This window comes from Azospirillum sp. B510 (assembly GCF_000010725.1).
GTDB lineage: Bacteria > Pseudomonadota > Alphaproteobacteria > Azospirillales > Azospirillaceae > Azospirillum > Azospirillum lipoferum_B.
This window is the reverse complement of the sequence record NC_013854.1, coordinates 1413003-1429464: the sequence shown is the minus strand read 5'-3', so window position 1 is coordinate 1429464 and position 16462 is coordinate 1413003. Positions and strand designations below refer to the sequence as shown.

The following is a 16462-nucleotide window of genomic DNA, read 5'->3' as shown; positions in this document are numbered from 1 at the left end:
CTCACGCCTCGTTACGGGTCTCCATCGTCTCCTCGCGCACCGCCGCGCTCCCGGCCTGGGCCGGCGGCGGACGCCGTTCCCGCAACCTCTCCCGCTCCTTCCAACGGCGGAAGGCATGTTCGTTCCACCAGCCCCGCAGCCGCCCGCCGCCATCGATGATGCGCTGGTAGAGCGGACGGCGCCGGCTGGTCACGCGGACCGGCTCCAGCGCCATGCCGACCGAAGTGATGACGTTCTCGTCCATGTCGCGCACGATCAGCTCGACGCCGCCCATGCGCACCCGGTCGCCCAGTTCGCAGGAGCCGCCGAACTCGTTGCGCAGAAGCTCGCTCAAGGTCAGCCGGGCGTTGGACAGCGACAGCGGCAGGCCGTACATCTCGGCGATCTGTTCGACGGTGGCGTCCGGGCTCAACACCAGATCGCCGTAGAATTCGCGGTCGGACTGGTCGAGCGCCCGGCTGCCGCCATAGAGCCTGTCGATCAGCGGCAGCCGGTGCTGCGGCGTGAACAGATAGACATGGTCGCCGGGCTGAAGGGGCTTGACCTTGTGCAGCGGCACCACCGCGCCCGCCCGGATGACGAGAGAGGGCTTGGCCCAGCGCGGCATGCGCTGCCCGCGCGCCGCCGGGCTCTTGGCATGGACGGTATAGGCCACCAGCTCCTGGTCGGCGTTGCCGGGAAGCTCCAGTTCCACACGCTCCACCGGGCCGCGGCGGGGCGGGACGATCAGGTCCAGCGCACGGGCCATGCTGCCGATGGTCCAGCCCTGCACCAGCAGGGAGACGACCACGACGATGAAGGCGGTGTTGAAGATCAGCTGCCCGTTCTCCAGCCCGCCCAGCACGGGAACCAGCGCCAGCAGCAGCGACACCGCCCCGCGCAGGCCGACCCAGGCGATGAAGCTGGTCTCGCGCACCGAAAAGCGGAAGGGCAGCAGGCACATCCACACCGCGACCGGGCGGGCCACCACGATCAGCACCACCGCCACGCCCAGCGCCGGCAGGATCATGGCGCCGAACTCCCTGGGCGTGGCGAGCAGGCCGAGCATCACGAACATGACGATCTGGCTGAGCCAGGTCAGGCCGGAATGGAAGCGGCGAAGCTCCAGCGCCCCACGCAGCTTGACGTTGCCGGCATAGAGCCCGGCGGCATAGACCGCCAGATAGCCGCTGCCGCCCATGACGTTGGTGAGCGCGAAGATGAACAGGGCGAAGGTCAGCGTCACCACCGGATTCAGCCCGGCTTCGAAATTCGCCTTGTTGATGAAGGCGACCAGCAGCCAGCCGCCGGCCAGCCCCATCACCCCGCCCAGCGCGAAGGCCAGAACCAGCTCGCCGACGATGGCGACGGGGGACGCCAGGCCATGGCCCGCCGCCTCGACCAGCAGGATGGTCAGCATGATGGCGACCGGATCGTTGCTGCCCGATTCGATCTCCAGCGTGGAGCGGACACGGTCGCGGAGCGTGATGCCGCCGACGCGCAGCAGGAAGAAGACCGCCGCCGCGTCGGTGGAGCTACAGGCCGCCCCCACCAGCAGCGCCTCGCCCCAGCCCAGCCCCATCAGGTAATGGGCGGCGACGCCCACCACGCCGGTGGTCACCGCCACTCCCGCCGTCGCCAGCGTCATCGCCGGCCATGCCGCCGCCTTGTAGCTGGCCAGCTTGGTGTCGAATCCGCTTTCGAACAGGATCACCGCCAGCGCCATCGACCCGATGAGGAAGGCGGAGTCGGTGTCGTTGAAAACGATGTGGCCGATCCCGTCCTCGCCCGCCAGCAATCCGATGCCGAGAAAGATCAACAGCAGAGGCGCGCCGACGCGCAAGGCGAGATAGCTGGTCAGCACGCTGACGATCAGCAGGGAGGATCCGATGAGGATGATGTAGCTGACCGCCTCCATAAGCCCCGCACGCCGTTCTTATCGGGCCGCCATTCGGCGGAGTCCGATGATTTTGACGGCAAGCCTCCACATCCGCAAGGCGCAGGACCCGGAGACGGTCATTCGGACAGGCTGTACGCTTACGACATCAGCCTCCAGCTTCCGTCGGACTGGCGACAGGCCGTGCCGCGCGCCACCTCCGTCCGGCCGTCGATCACGACCGTGTGGTTGTAGTCGCGGCAGGTCTGGCCATCGCCGCCCTGGTATGTCCTCACCGGCTGGATGGTCCCGCTGTTGCCGGATTGCGGGTTGTTCCAGGTGATGGTCTGGTTGCTGGCGACCGCCCGTTCCTCGGCGTCCGAGGCGCGGCTCTGGTCGGCCGGGCTGAAGCTCCGGGCCAACTGCTGGCCGGCATAGGCGCCGAGCAGCGTGCCGATCGCCGTGGTCGCCAGCTTGCCCGCCCCGCCGCCGAAACGGGAGCCGAGCAGGCCGCCGGCGACGGCGCCGCCGAGCGTGCCGACGGTTTCCGTCGTGTTCATGCCGCCGATGCCGCCGCCGCTGTTGCCGGTCTGGCAGGCGGCGAGCGACAGCGCCGCGACGGCGGCGATTGTGGCAGCGCGCAAGCGCGTGGTGGTGACCGCGCGCAAGCGCGTGGTGGTGACCGCGCGCCAGCGCTTGGTGATGGTCCGCATGACAACTCCCCCGTTTCAACGTTTCTCGGTCAAAGCCCGCTCAACGCTTGAAGGCGGAAGAGGTTCCCCGAAAGACCGTGGGGCAAAAGATCGGGAGTAATGGAAGCAAACCGCGATCCCGCGTGTTTAAGGACCCAACAGTCAACACAAGGAGGGTTGCATGATGTCCCGTTTGCGTTTGATCGGTGCGGTTATGGCGCTCCTTTCCCTCACCGCCTGCTCGACTGGCGGCGTGGTCGGCGGCGCGGCCGGAGCCGCCGGCGGTTACGCGATCGACGGCACCCGCGGCGCCGTGATCGGCGGCCTGGGCGGCGCCGCGCTGGGCACCGCCATCGACCATTGACGATAGGCTCCCGTCAAGGAGCGATCAGTCCCGCAGCGGCGCGCGCGTCGATTCGCGCGGGCCGGTGGCGAACACGGAGAGCGCGTCGTGCAGGTCGGGCAGGACGCGCTCCACCGCCGCCTCGCCCTCGCGGATGCAGTCGGCGGCGCGGTCGAACTCGGTCAGACCGATATGACCCAGCCGCGGCGCGATGTGGACGTCGGGCGGGTCGCCGGCCAGTCTTGACCGCGTGATTCGGTCGGTGACGATGCCGAGCGACGAGACCATCACGCCGAACAGGCTCGGCCCCTCATAGTCGCGGCGGAAGATCCGGCGTGCCAGGGCGCTGATCCCGCTTGGTGGGCGCTGATCCGGCGCTTCGTCCTCCACCAGCCGCAGCAGGTCGAAGCCGGCGGCGGTCGGCACGCTGGCCCCCGGCTTGCGCGCCTTGCCCAGGATGTCGCCGGCCAGATTGACGGCGATCACCATCTGGGCGCCCAACGCCCGGCAGGCCGACACCGGCACCGGGTTGACCAGGGCGCCGTCGATCATCCAGCGCCCGTCGATCGAGACCGGCGGAAACACCCCCGGCAGCGAGAAGGAGGCCCGCATGGCATCGACCAGTTCGCCCCGCTGCAACCACACCTCGTGGCCGGTCACCAGATCGGTGGTGACCGCGGCATAGGGGCAGGGCAATTCCTCGATCCGCACATCGCCCAGATGCAGGCGCAGTTCCGCCAGCAGCCGGTCGCCGCTGATCAGCCCGCCGCTCTGGCGCAGCCGCAGGTCGAGATAGCCGACGATCTTCAGCCGGGTCAGCGTGCGCGCCCAATCCTCCAGGATGTCGAGCTTTCCCGCCAGATGGACACCGCCGACCAAGGCGCCAACCGAGGAGCCGCAGACGATGTCGGCCTCGATCCCATAGCGTTTCAGGGCCCGCAACACGCCGATATGCGCCCAGCCGCGCGCCACCCCGCCGCCGAGCGCAAGGCCGATGCGCGGGCGCCGCCCGCCTGCGCCGTTGCCCCCGCCCGTGCCCCCGCCATTGTTGCCGCCATTGTTGCCGCCATTGTTGCCGTTTCCGTTCGCCATGCGTCTTGTTCCTCCCGGCGGTCTTCCGGATGGCCTTGCCATTCGCCGCCCCGATCATCCGCACCGTCGCATGAAACCGGTAAAGGAAGCCTGTAACCGGAATCGGCGCCGGTCCCATCCGCCGCGTCCATCGGTGGACAAAGCCGAAGCCCATGGGATAAGCCATCGGCGATGGACAAGAGATCGGATGCGACCGTGACGAACAAGAGCGGCAAGCCCCTGCGCCTGGATGCGACGACCGAGCGGCTGGTGGCCCGGATGTGGCGCGAATGGGTGCGTCCCTATCGCGGCAAGCTGCTGCTGTCCTTCCTGCTGATGGCGGTGGTGGCGGCGACCACCGGGGCCTATCCGCTGCTGATCGACCAGTCCTATGCCATGTTCTCCGCCCAGGACCGCGTCATGCTGCTGGTGATCCCGCTGGCGATCGTCGCGGTGACCATCATCAAGGGCGCCTCGCTCTATTCCCAGACCGTGGTCACCAGCGACATCGTCCAGCGCATCATCGCCGACATCCGGCTGGCGATGTTCGCGCATCTGCAAGCCGCCGACATGGCGCAACTGCACGCGACGCCGACCGGGTCGCTGACCTCCCGTTTCATCAACGACGTCGACCTGATCCGCAACGCGCTGAGCCGCACCTTGACCGGGCTGGTGCGCGACATCCTGACGGTGATCGCGCTGGTCGGGTCGATGTTCTATCTCGACTGGCTGCTGTCGCTGATCGTGTTCATCATCTATCCCATCGCCGCCGTGCCCATCGTGCGCATCGGCAAGCGGCTGCGCCGCGTCTCCCGCGATACCCAGGCGCAGATGGGCGACATGACCTCGCTGCTGACCGAAAGCCTGTCGGGCGCCCGCATGGTCAAGACCTACAACCTCGAAGACTATGAGCGCGCCCGCGCCGGCCGCGCCTTCCACGACAATTACGTGCTGACCATGAAGGCGGTGCGCGCCCGCTCGCGCATCGACCCGATGATGGAGGTGCTGGGCGGCGTCGCGGTGGCCGGGGTGATCGCCTTCGCCGGCTATCGCATGACGGTGGGCGAGGGATCGGTCGGCGCCTTCTCCGGCTTCGTCGGCGCGCTGCTGATGGCGGCGCAGCCGGTGCGCGCCATCGGCACGCTGAACGCCGCCCTGCAGGAGGGGCTGGCCGCCGCCCAGCGCATCTTCGAACTGCTGGACCAGCAGCCGACCATCCTGGAACGGCCGGACGCCAGGCCGCTCGCCATCTCCAAGGGTGCCGTCGCACTGCGTGGCGTCCGCTTCTCCTACGAAGCCGGGGCCGACACGCTGAAGGCCATCGACCTCGATGTGCCGGCCGGCAGCACGGTGGCGCTGGTCGGCCGCAGCGGCGCCGGCAAATCGACCGTCTTCAACCTGATCCCGCGCCTTTATGACGTGACGGGGGGCGAGGTGCTGATCGATGGCCAGGACGTGCGCGGCGCGACGCTGCGCAGTCTGCGCGGCGCCGTCTCGATCGTCAGCCAGGACACCGTCCTCTTCAACGACACGGTGCGCGCCAACATCAGCTTCGGCCGGCTCGACGCCGGTATGGACGACGTCATCGCCGCCGCCAAGGCCGCCGCCGCCCACGACTTCGTGTCGAGGCTGCCCGAAGGCTACGACACCGTGATCGGCGACCGCGGCGTCAAGCTGTCGGGCGGCGAGCGCCAGCGTCTGGCGCTGGCCCGCGCCTTCCTGAAGGATGCGCCGATCCTGCTGCTGGACGAGGCGACCAGCGCGCTGGACAGCGAATCGGAACGCCTTGTCCAGGCGGCGCTGGAACGGCTGACGGCGGGGCGCACCACGCTGGTGATCGCCCATCGTCTGGCGACCGTGCGCAACGCCGACCGCATCGTCGTGATGGAAGGCGGCCGCATCATCGAGCAGGGCACCCATGAGGCGCTGCTCGCCGCCGACGGCGCCTATGCCCGGCTGTGCCGCCTTCAGTTCGGCGAGGACGAGGTGCGGGCGGGGGCGTGAGTTCCGGCCGCGATGCCCCCTTCCCCCGTCCTCACCCCGCCGGGAACACCATCGCCCGTTCGGGCGCCAGCGCGGCGGACAGTTCCTCGCCGGGGTGAACCTCCACATGGCCCGGCAGGCGCGCATGGATCTCCGCCCCGCCGCCCGGCAGGTCCAGGCAGACCCGCGTCGCCGCACCCAGAAAGCTGGAATGCCGCACCCGCGCCGGCACGGCGTCGGGGCGGGCGCCGGCCGGAGCCAGTTCCACATCCTCCACCCGGCAAGCCACCTCCACCCTGGTGCCGCCGGACAGATGCGGCGCCAGGATGCGTCCCAGCGGCGTGACGATCTGCCCGTCGCTGACCGTCGCCTCGAAGCGGTTCACCTCGCCGAACAGGCGGGCGACGAAGCTGTTGACCGGACGCTGATAGAGGGTCACCGGCGTGTCGGCCTGGACGATGCGTCCGGCCTCCATCACCACCACGCGGTTGCCCATCTCCATCGCCTCCTCCGGATCGTGGGTGACGACGATGGTGGCGATGCCGCTGGCGCGGATGATCCGCACCACCTCCTCCCGGACCGAACGGCGGAGCTGCGCGTCCAAGGCGGAGAAGGGCTCGTCCAGCAGCAGCACCTTGGGGTCGCGCGCCATGGCTCGGGCCAGGGCGACCCGCTGCTGCTGCCCGCCCGACAGGGTGTGCGGATAGGCGTCGGCATAGCGGGCGAGCGCCATGGTCTCCAGCAGCTCCTCCACCCGGCGCTTGCGCTCGGCGCGCGGCCGGTCGGTCTGGCCGAAGGCGATGTTGCCCGCCACCGTCAAATGGGGGAACAGCGCGAAGTCCTGGAACATCATGCCGACCGGCCGCCTTTCCGGCGGCAGCGAGCGGCCGGCGGTGGCGAGCGTCAACCCGTCCACCGCGATCCCGCCAGCCTGGACCGTCTCCAATCCGCTGATCAGGCGCAGCAGGGTCGACTTGCCGCAGCCGGAGGGGCCGACGACGCACACCACTTCGCGCGGGGCGACCGACAGCGAGACATCGTCGACGGCGGTGAGCCGGCCATAACGGTGGGTGATGCCGGACAGGACGACGGAGGGAGGAAGGGCGCCGGTCATCTTACTTCCAGCCGGCCCGGTCCATGATGCGCAGCGCCTGCGGCGTGTGGGCGGCGAAGGACGCGGCGTTGACCTCGGCGGCCTTGAAGCTGCCGAGCTTCACCAGTTCCGGATGGGGCTGAACCGCCGGATTGACCGGATATTCCATGTTGCCGTCGGCGAACTGGCGCTGCGCCTCGGGGCTCAGCAGATATTCCAGCAGCTTGCGGGCGTTCTCCGGGTTCCTGGAACTCTTCACCACGCCGGCGCCGCTGAGATTGACGTGGGTGCCGCGGTTGTCCTGGTTGGGGAAGAGGACGCCGATCTTGGACGCGACCTCGCGGTCCTCCTGCTTGGCCGAGACGATCATCTTGCCGACATAATAGGTGTTGGCGATGGCGACATCGCCCTCGCCCACCGCGACCGCCTTGATCTGGTCGGTGTCACCGCCCTGCGGCGGCCGGGCGAGGTTGGCGACCAGGCCCTTCACCCACTCCTCCGTCTTCTCCTCGCCCAGCGCCTCGACCATCGAGGCGGTCAGGGCCAGGCTGTAGGAATGGGTGCCGCTGCGGGTCAGGACGCGGTGCTTCCACTCCGGCTTGGCCAGATCCTCGTAATCCTTGATCCGCTCCGGCTTCACCCGGTCACGGGCATAGACGATGATCCGGGCGCGGCTGGACAGACCCCACCAGGCGCCATCCGGGTCGCGCAGGTTGGCGGGAACCTTGACCGCCTCCAGCGCCGGAGAGCTGACCGGGGCGAGCAGCCCGTCCTTGGCCGCGGCGGCCAGACGGCCGGCGTCCACCGTGATCAGCAGATCGGCCGGGCTGCTGGCCCCCTCCGACTTCAAACGCTGGATCAGCTCATCATGGTTACCTTCGACAATATTGACCTTGATGCCGGTCGCTTTGGTGAAGGTCTCATAGATCGTGCGATCAGTGTTGTAATGCCGTGAGTTGTAAACATTCACCTCTTGCGCTTGAACATCAAAAGCGCTCAAAGCACAAACGGCGAAAACAACGGCTGCGATCTTGTCAGTGAACATCCATCACTCCCGGACTGATAACGCCTCTCAATTGATGTGAGAATGGATATCAGTTGCAGCGGATGCTGTCGAGACGGGATTTTCCGAACCAGGGGAATGGACGGCCGAGAGCGGACAAGCGACGACGCGCCCAGTCCCGCCGGAGCCTGAATCACACGGAAAACCAAAAGTTCAGAGTCCGTCTGCTGTTTCAATGAGCACCAGACGGACTTTAAAGGCGCGGTCGTACGGAAGGGGGTCCGCGCTGAATACGCCGGAGAAGCCGGATCAGGCGGGGGCGGGGGCCGCCTGCCCGCGAACCAGATCGGCCAGCGCGTCGGGGGTCATCGGACGGCCGAACAGGAAGCCCTGCATCATGTCGCACCCGACCGAGACCAGAAAATCGCGCTGCTCCTCGGTCTCCACCCCTTCGGCGACGGTGGTCAGACCCAGACCATGCGCCATGCCGACCGCGGCGCGGACCAGGGCGTTGCTCTTGGGATTCTCCGGGACATCGATCACGAAGGCGCGGTCGATCTTCAGTTTCGCGACCGGCAACTGCTGCACATAACTGAGCGAGGAATAGCCCGACCCGAAATCGTCGATCGCCGCCTGGATGCCGAGGTCGGCCAACTCGCCCAGCGTGCGCACCGCGACCTTGAGGTCGCGCACGGCCGCCTGTTCGGTGATCTCCAGCCCCAGATGGCGGCGCAAGGACGGATGCTCGCCCAGCAGCTCGTCAAGCCGCAGCATCAGATTGCCGCGCAGGAACTGCTGGCCGGAGATGTTGAGGAAGACGCGGTCGGGCAGCACGCCCGCCGCCTCCCATCGCGCCATCTGGGCGATGGCGGTGGACAGAACCCAGTCGGTGAGCGGCACGATCAGTCCGCTTTCCTCGGCGACCGGAATGAACTCCCCGGGCGAAACCGGCCCCAGCGCGGGATGGTCCCAGCGAAGCAGCGCCTCCGCCGAGCGGACGCGGCCATTCCGGTCGACGATCGGCTGATAGACGAGGCGCAACTCGTTCCGTTCGATGGCGTGGGTCAGATGCATGGTCAGCATCATCCGGCGCGTCGCCGCCGCCGCCATCTCCGGCGTGTAGAAGCAGACGGCGTTGCCGCCATTGTGCTGCACCGCCTGAAGGGCCAGCTTGGCCTTGGCGTTCAGGTCCTCCAGCGTGCCGGCCGACTCGTCGCGCACCGCCGCACCGACGGACAGCCGAAGCCGCACCCAATGCCGGTCGGCGTAGATCGACGCCGTCAGACGGTCATGCAGGACACCGGCCAGCCGGCGGGCATGGTCCGCGTCGGTCACCCGTGACAGCGCCGCGAACTCGTCGGCGGCGATGCGGCAGATGATGGTGTTGGGCGGCAGAACCTCGGTCACGCGGCTGACCATCGCCTTCAGCGCCGCGTCGCCGACATGGAAGCCGAAGGCCTCGTTCACGTCGCTGAACTGGTCGACGTCGAGGGAGAACAGGGCGAACTGGTCGGCGCCTCCCCCGGAAGCGGCCCCGGCTTCCCCTCCATCGGGGCGGCAGGTGGCCAACAGCGTCTCGCATTCCTCCAGGAACGCCGTGCGCGTCAGCACGCCGGTCAACGGATCGTGCCGCGCGAGGTAGGAGGCGCGCCGCTCCGCCGCCAGACGTTCCGAAATGTCGCGGATGATACCGACGAACGTCACGTCATTGCCCAGCCGCGCCTCGCCGACGCTGAGATGGATGGGGAAGACGGTGCCGTCCTTGCGCTGGCCCAGCGTTTCCCGGCCGATGCCGATGATCTTGGCCCGGTCGGTCCGCATGTAGCCGTCGACATAGCGTCCGTGATCGCGCGAGAAGGGCGGCGGCATCAGGACGGTCATGTTCCGCCCCACCAGTTCGCCGTCGTCATAGCCGAACAGGCGGCAGCAGGCGCTGTTGATGGACCGGATGACGCCGGTGCGGTCGGAGACGATGATGCCGTCCACCGCCGCATCCAGCAGGGTCGCGATGAAGGAGTCGCGGCAGGTCACGAATTCCGCGATGCGGTCGGGATCGCCGGTTCGGTGGAAGCTGCCGAGATAGCCGACCGTTGTCGCGGCCGCGTCCCGATGGGCGACCACGCTGCCGCTGAGAATGAAGCGTCGGCCGTCGCGGCCGACCGTCGGGCAATCGAGCGGCGCCGCGTTCCGCATCGGCGGATCGCCGAGCGCCGCGATGGCGGCCTCCACCGCCGCGCTTACCGGATGGGCGATCGCCGTCAACCGATGCCCGATGAGATCGGCCGGCGAACGGTCCAGCACCGCCGCGAAATGCGGGTCGGCATGGCGGCACACCAAGTCGCGGTCGAGATAGACCAGCGCCATGCCGCCATCATCCAGAAGGCTGGCGGCCAGGGAAGCCAGAAAGGCCGGATCGCGGGGCATATCGGCGGCTGCCAGCCCGCCGCCGCTCTCGGAACCCTTCATCTGATCCGCCGGTTGTAGGTCCACGAAACGATCCGTTTTCTCTGGCTGCCGGAAAGGCCGGCACGCTGCCGCATGAATGGCCACCCGGTGGATGGCCCACTGGGTGGTCCACTGGATGGATGGGGTGGCTGATTGAATAGCCGATGCCGTATTATGACCCCGTCCGGCAGGTTTTCCAACGCCAAGTGGTAACAAAGCTGTCCAACATTTGCGCAGCCGGGGATAACCCGATGCATACGCGCTCCAACGATCGCATAATAACTGCTCCATGCTAACCGCCAGGAGCCGATGCGTGATTGACATGGTTCAATGCGTGGCGCCGATCCGGAAATAAGTACCCGGATTCCCCGCATTGACACAGCTTTTGTGGGTGAGATCTGCGACAGTATGACTGCATCCGCCGTCCCCCTGGACCGGCGGCGCCATCGTAACAAGATTACTTCGGACAGACCCGGGACCGCGGCAACCCGCCCGGTCGCCCCTTATGGAGGAATAAACCGGACGCCCCAGGCGTTTTCCCGATGGCAGCCGCCAAAACCACTGCCGCCAAGTCGGGTCCGCCAACGGTCCGCCGTTCGAGAAACGAGAGGGAGCATGCCGACATGACCACCGCATTCAGCCAGATCCGACACACCGATGGCCGTGCGTACTACCAGGGCACACCGTTGTCCCTGGCCGATGCGCAGATCATGCTCAACGATGATATCCTGCGCCGCGCGGTGCGTGTCGGCGCCTATCTGAGAATCGATGACGGCGGCCGGCTGGTGCTGGTGAACGGCCCGGCCCTGGGGCGGTCGATCAGCCGACCGGCATCGCGCGGCCTCACCCCCCACGGGGGCCGGCCAGAATAAGCGTCGCTCCGACAAGACAGACCAGTGCGCCGGCCGCATCCCAGCGGTCCGGCCGTGCGCCCTCGACCAGCCACAGCCACAACAGCGCCGTGACGACATAGACGCCGCCATAGGCGGCATAGGCCCGCCCGGCGAAGCCGGCGTCGGCCCGCCCGGCGAAGCCGGCGTCGGCCAGCGTCAACAGCCAGGCGAACAGGCACAGGCACGCCACTCCCGGCACTGTCCACCACGCGCTCCGGCCCGACCGGATCCAGGCCCAGAAGGCGAAACAGCCGGCGATCTCCGCCAACGCCGCCGCTCCATACACCGCCAGAGTCGGCCAAAGCGCCCGCTCCATCCGATCTCCATTTTATTCCCATTATCGACGGCAGCGATGCTGACGCTTCGTCCCGCCAGCGTCAATGCGCCGCATGCCGGTGAAACGCGCAACAGCTCGTTGCAATTTGGCGCCCTAATATTTCAGTGCATTCATGGACTTGGCCGGGAGTGCGGCATAAATTCGCGGGGAAGGGAGGTATACACCGATGTTCATCGATGCGACCAACCCCATGCGGGATGCTCTTGAAACGATCCGCGCGACCGATGTCATCTCGGACGCCAGGAAGCATGCCATGTATCAGGAACTGGAGGCATTGCGCCGTCTGCACTGCACACATCCGCGTCCCCCCGACGGTTGCTGCGAGGACTGCCTGTCCCACCGCGACTGTCTGACAGCGGTCGCGGATCTGCTCGGTTCCTGACCATTCCGGGAGGACGCCGATTGAGCCTTGCCCTTGATGACGAAACGACCCTGTGTTCCGTCGAAATCCTGACGGAAGCGGTCGAAACAGCCTTTGTTCCGGGTATCCTCGAACTGCGCACGCTGCGCGATTCCCTGCGGGAGGCCCTGCGCACCCGTTCGCCGGCGGCGGTGAAGCTGGCCTACAGCGCCTTCAGCCGCGTCGACCGCGATTTCCGCGACCAGATCACCCATCACGCCCTGCGACTGGCCACCCTGCGCCGGCGCGCCGCCAAGCCCGCGCCTGATAATGGCGGCACCCCGCATCGGCCGGCCGACCGCGGCATCGACGGTCCGCGCCGCGCCTGAGCATAGGCCGCCGCCGGCCTCGCCTTCCTGAAACGATTTCAATGGACCTTTTCGCCGCCTGCCGCGTTGTCCTGGCGTCAATCAACTCGCAAGAGGTTGCCACCATGGACAAGGACCGCATCGAGGGCGCCGCCCGTTCCATCAAGGGCTCGATCAAGGAGACCGTCGGCAAGATGACCGGCGACACCAAGACCGAGGCCGAGGGTCGCGGCGAGAAAGCCGCCGGCAAGGTTCAGAACAGCATCGGCGGCGCCAAGGATGCCGTGCGCGACGCGCTGAAGTAACCCTCCCGCCTCCAGTCCTCCCCGGAGGCTCTGGAACCATGTCGCCCTTCCGCGCCCCGGCCGTCCCGCACGGCCGGGGCCTTCGCTTGGCGAAGCGGGGATGGTGGCCGAGGTCTCCTGAGATCGTCGAGCCGGAAATGGGCTGTTGCCGCCCCACCCTCCCCTATCTATGATGCGCCGCCCCGGCCGGACGGCCGAACGACGCGCTTAGATTCGGGTCCCATGCTCCAGTTCATCCGCAATTTCGCCGGCTCCTGGGTCGTCAAGATCCTGTTCGTGCTGTTGATCCTCAGCTTCGGCATCTGGGGGATCGGCGATGTCTTCCGCTCCAGCACGCCCACCACCGTCGCCGAGGTCGGCAAGGTGGAGATCGGGCAGCAGGCTCTGGACCAGGAATTCCGCCGGCAAATGGAACGGTTGCGCCCCATGCTGGGCGGCAACCTCACCACCGATCAGGCCAAGCGTTTCGGCCTGCTGGAGCAGTCGCTGCAATCGCTGATCCAGCGCACGCTGTTCGACCTCGCGGCGACCGACATGGGCATCGCCGTCGGGCCGGAGGTGGTCCGCCTGCGCATCGCCGACGAGCCGGCCTTCCGCAACCAGCAGGGCAAGTTCGACCCGAACATCTTCCGATCGGTGCTGCGCAACAACCAGCTGACCGAGGACGGCTATGTCGCGATGATCCAGCGCGAGACGGCACGCCAGCTGGTCGCCGGCGCGGTGTCGGCCGGACTGGCCCCGCCGCAGCCGCTGGTGCAGGATCTCTACCGCTTCCGTGGCGAAAAGCGCGTGGCGGAGGTGGTGACCCTGCCCAACGCCTCCATCGGCGATGTCGGCGCGCCCGACGACGCGGCGATCAAGCAGGCGTATGAGGACCATCAGGTCCGCTTCACCGCCCCGGAATACCGCGCCCTCACGGTCGCCCGCCTGTCGCCCGACGCGCTGGCGAAGGACATCAAGATCGACGACGCCCAACTGCGCAAGGCGTATGAGGAGCGTGCGAACGAGTTCGGCGCCCCGGAAAAGCGCACGGTCCAGATGGTGGTGGTCGATGACGAGGCCAAGGCCAAGCGGATCGCCGAGGCCGCCAAGGCCAAGGGTCTGGCCGAGGCCGCCAAGGAGACCGGTGTCGAGCCGGTGAGCCTCGACAACATCGGGAAGGCCGACCTGCCGGAGATCGGCGACGCCGCCTTCGCGCTGGAGCCGGGCAAGCCGTCCGACGCGATCAAGAGCGCGCTCGGCTGGCATGTCATGGCCGTCACCGGCGTCACCCCGGCTTCGACCAAGAGCTTCGAGGATGTCCGCGACCAGCTCGCGGCCGAGATGAAGAAGGAACAGGCGCTCGACTCCGTCTTCTCCATCGCCAACAGGGTCGAGGACCAGCTTGCCAGCGGCGCGTCCCTGGAAGAGGTCGCCCAGGCCCAGGGCCTGGTGCTGACCAAGGTCGCCGCCATCGACAGCACCGGCAAGGCGCCGGACGGAAAGGACGCCGCCCCCGATCTGCCGGCCCTGAAGGCGCTGCTGCCCAACGCGTTCCAGTTGAAGGCCGGCGCCACCTCGAACCTTACCGAAGGCGAGGGCGGCAGTTTCATCGCCGTCCGCGTCGACAGCGTCATCCCCGCCGCGGTCCGTCCGCTGGCCGACGTGCGCGATCAGGTCATCGCCGACTGGCAGCAGGAACAACGCAACGACCGCGCCGCCAAGAAGGCGGAGGAGATCGCCACCCGCCTGAAGCAGGGGGCGGAGGCCGCGGCACAGGACGTCGCCACCCAGGCCGGCGCCAGCTTCGCCATGACCGCCCCCTTCACCCGCGACGCCCAGACGGTCCAGGGCCTGCCGGGCGACATGGTCGCCAAGCTGTTCACCGCCAAGCCGAACGAGGTGATCAGCGGCAACAGCGCCGATGCCCAGGTGATCGCCCGCCTGAAGGAGATCATCCCGGCCGATCCGAAGGCCGCCGACGCCGATCTGGCGGCGGTCCGCGCATCGGTGGAACAGGGGATGGAAGGCGATCTGATGGCCGAATTCACCAACGCGCTGCGCGACAAGTACCCGGTCCGCATCCACCGCCAGCGCATCGACCAGTTCTTCGCCAGCAACTGACGCTCCGGCCCAGCCAGCCGCAACGCAAGAGGTCTCGTGCCGTGAAGGTCCAGCCCGATATCGCCAGCTTCGACGCCGCTTACGCCGCCGGTCGGCCGCAGGTGGTGTGGACCACGCTGGTCAGCGACCTGGAGACGCCGGTCTCCGCCTATATGAAGCTGGCGGACGGCCGTCCCTTCGGGTTCCTGTTGGAATCGGCGGAGCGTGGGGCCGGATCGCGGCGCGACCGCTATTCGGTGATCGGCTTCAAGCCGGACGTGGTGTGGCGGTCGCGCGGCAACCGGGCGGAGATCAACCGCGACGCCCTGCATGACCGCCAAGCCTTCCGGCCGCTCGACCGGGCACCGCTCGACGAGTTGCGCGCCCTGATCAACGAGAGCCGGATCGGCCTGCCGGAGGAGCTGCCGCCAATGGCCGCCGGCCTGTTCGGCTACATGACCTACGACATGGTCCGCCTGATGGAACGGCTGCCGGACGGCAATCCGGACGAGCTGAACATCCCGGACGCCATCCTGACCCGACCCAGCATCGTCGCCATCTTCGACAGCCACACCGATTCGATCACGCTGGTGACGCCGGTCTGGCCGAAGGCCGGCAAGGACGCCGCCACCGCCTATGCCGACGCGCGGGAGCGGCTGACCGACGCGCTGTCCGATCTGGAACGCCCCCTGCCCTACCGGCGGGAGCCGCGGACCGAGAACGGATTGCCGCTGGCCTGGACCTCCAACACGACGCGCGAGGAGTATCACGCGATCGTGGAGAAGGCGAAGGAGTACATCCGCGCCGGCGACATCTTCCAGGTGGTGCCGTCCCAGCGCATCCGCTTCCCCTTCAAGCCCTCGCCGCTGGCGCTCTACCGCACCCTGCGCCGCCTGAACCCGTCGCCCTTCCTGTTCCACTGCGATTTCGGCGAGCTGACCGTCGTCGGCTCCAGCCCGGAAATCCTGGTGCGCGTGCGCGACGGAAAAGTCACGGTCCGCCCGATCGCCGGCACCCGCAAGCGCGGCGCCACCACGGCGGAGGACGAGGCGCTGGCCGCCGATCTGCTGAGCGATCCCAAGGAACTGGCCGAGCATCTGATGCTGCTCGACCTCGGCCGCAACGATGTCGGCCGGGTGGCGAAGGTCGGCACGGTCAAGGTGACGTCCAAGATGATCGTGGAGCTTTACAGCCACGTCATGCACATCGTCTCCAACGTTGAGGGCGACCTCGATCCGAAGTTCGACGCGCTCGACGCCCTGGTCGCCGGCTTCCCCGCCGGCACGGTGTCGGGCGCGCCGAAGGTCCGCGCCATGGAGATCATCGACGAGCTGGAGAAGGCGCGCCGCGGCGTCTATGCCGGCTGCGTCGGCTATTTCGGCGCGTCGGGCGCCATGGACACCTGCATCGCGCTGCGCACCGCCGTGCTGAAGGACGGCATGATGTATGTCCAGGCCGGCGGCGGCGTCGTCGCCGACAGCGATCCGGAGGCCGAATATCAGGAGACCGTCAACAAGTCGATGGCCCTGATCCGCGCCGCCGAGGAGACCCTGCGCACCACCGCGCGAGGATGATCGCACTCTTTGCGACGAATGAGAAAGGCCGCCATCCGGGCGGCCTTTCTCATTCCGAGGTATTGCACCGCGAAGCGG

15 protein-coding genes are annotated in these 16462 nt (G+C 67.9%); 8 read left to right on the top strand and 7 right to left on the bottom strand.

Annotated elements, in window-relative coordinates; all coding sequences use genetic code 11:
* Window position 1: 1 nt before the first annotated feature.
* Both AZL_RS06610 and AZL_RS06605 read right to left on the bottom strand, forming a co-directional pair.
* Window positions 2–1897: a potassium/proton antiporter gene (locus tag AZL_RS06610; RefSeq protein WP_012973866.1), complete on the bottom strand. Its 1896-nt coding sequence runs from the start codon at window positions 1895–1897 to the stop codon at window positions 2–4.
* A gap of 119 nt (window positions 1898–2016) precedes the next feature.
* Entirely contained in the window at window positions 2017–2568 is a 552-nt protein-coding gene (locus AZL_RS06605) for an RT0821/Lpp0805 family surface protein (RefSeq protein WP_012973865.1), read from the bottom strand.
* A 160-nt stretch (window positions 2569–2728) separates the two neighbouring features.
* Here AZL_RS06605 and AZL_RS06600 point away from each other — a divergent pair, with 160 nt between their 5' ends.
* The gene (locus AZL_RS06600; RefSeq protein WP_012973864.1) at window positions 2729–2911 is read left to right on the top strand and encodes a hypothetical protein; all 183 of its coding nucleotides are present in this window, start codon (window positions 2729–2731) and stop codon (window positions 2909–2911) included.
* A gap of 24 nt (window positions 2912–2935) precedes the next feature.
* On the opposite strand, the gene AZL_RS06595 is transcribed toward AZL_RS06600, so the two are convergent.
* Entirely contained in the window at window positions 2936–3982 is a 1047-nt protein-coding gene (locus tag AZL_RS06595; RefSeq protein WP_247894299.1) for a patatin-like phospholipase family protein, read from the bottom strand.
* Between the two features lie 195 nt (window positions 3983–4177).
* On the opposite strand from AZL_RS06595, the gene AZL_RS06590 reads away from it, so the two are divergent.
* Window positions 4178–5965, top strand: a complete 1788-nt coding sequence (locus AZL_RS06590) for an ABC transporter ATP-binding protein (RefSeq protein WP_148219238.1) — start codon at window positions 4178–4180, stop codon at window positions 5963–5965.
* 31 nt (window positions 5966–5996) lie between these two features.
* Here AZL_RS06590 and AZL_RS06585 read toward each other — a convergent pair whose 3' ends face one another.
* From AZL_RS06585 to AZL_RS06575, 3 genes are all read right to left on the bottom strand, one after another.
* Window positions 5997–7058: an ABC transporter ATP-binding protein gene (locus AZL_RS06585; RefSeq protein WP_012973861.1), complete on the bottom strand. Its 1062-nt coding sequence runs from the start codon at window positions 7056–7058 to the stop codon at window positions 5997–5999.
* A gap of 1 nt (window position 7059) precedes the next feature.
* Window positions 7060–8007, bottom strand: coding sequence for a Fe(3+) ABC transporter substrate-binding protein (locus AZL_RS06580; protein WP_247894298.1), 948 nt, complete (start codon window positions 8005–8007; stop codon window positions 7060–7062).
* 342 nt (window positions 8008–8349) lie between these two features.
* Window positions 8350–10506 (bottom strand): putative bifunctional diguanylate cyclase/phosphodiesterase, encoded by a 2157-nt coding sequence (locus AZL_RS06575; RefSeq protein ID WP_042442700.1) that lies wholly within the window; start codon window positions 10504–10506, stop codon window positions 8350–8352.
* Between the two features lie 602 nt (window positions 10507–11108).
* Between AZL_RS06575 and AZL_RS06570 the strand changes: the two genes are divergently transcribed.
* The gene (locus tag AZL_RS06570) at window positions 11109–11357 is read left to right on the top strand and encodes a hypothetical protein (protein WP_042442698.1); all 249 of its coding nucleotides are present in this window, start codon (window positions 11109–11111) and stop codon (window positions 11355–11357) included.
* Here AZL_RS06570 and AZL_RS06565 read toward each other — a convergent pair.
* Complete coding sequence (locus tag AZL_RS06565; RefSeq protein WP_012973857.1) at window positions 11329–11694, bottom strand: YnfA family protein; 366 nt, start codon at window positions 11692–11694, stop codon at window positions 11329–11331. The two genes, AZL_RS06570 and AZL_RS06565, sit on opposite strands and share 29 nt — an antisense overlap.
* Before the next feature lie 187 nt (window positions 11695–11881).
* Here AZL_RS06565 and AZL_RS06560 point away from each other — a divergent pair, with 187 nt between their 5' ends.
* From AZL_RS06560 to trpE, 5 genes are all read left to right on the top strand, one after another.
* The gene (locus tag AZL_RS06560) at window positions 11882–12097 is read left to right on the top strand and encodes a hypothetical protein (RefSeq protein ID WP_042442696.1); all 216 of its coding nucleotides are present in this window, start codon (window positions 11882–11884) and stop codon (window positions 12095–12097) included.
* Between the two features lie 20 nt (window positions 12098–12117).
* Entirely contained in the window at window positions 12118–12444 is a 327-nt protein-coding gene (locus AZL_RS06555) for a hypothetical protein (protein ID WP_042442694.1), read from the top strand.
* Window positions 12445–12548: 104 nt separating this feature from the next.
* Window positions 12549–12728 carry a CsbD family protein gene (locus tag AZL_RS06550; RefSeq protein WP_012973855.1) on the top strand — a complete coding sequence of 60 codons (180 nt, stop codon included), beginning with the start codon at window positions 12549–12551 and terminating at the stop codon, window positions 12726–12728.
* 222 nt (window positions 12729–12950) lie between these two features.
* Window positions 12951–14831 (top strand): SurA N-terminal domain-containing protein, encoded by a 1881-nt coding sequence (locus AZL_RS06545; RefSeq protein WP_012973854.1) that lies wholly within the window; start codon window positions 12951–12953, stop codon window positions 14829–14831.
* A 41-nt stretch (window positions 14832–14872) separates the two neighbouring features.
* Entirely contained in the window at window positions 14873–16384 is a 1512-nt protein-coding gene (gene trpE, locus AZL_RS06540; protein WP_012973853.1) for an anthranilate synthase component I, read from the top strand.
* The last annotated feature ends 78 nt before the right edge of the window (window positions 16385–16462 follow it).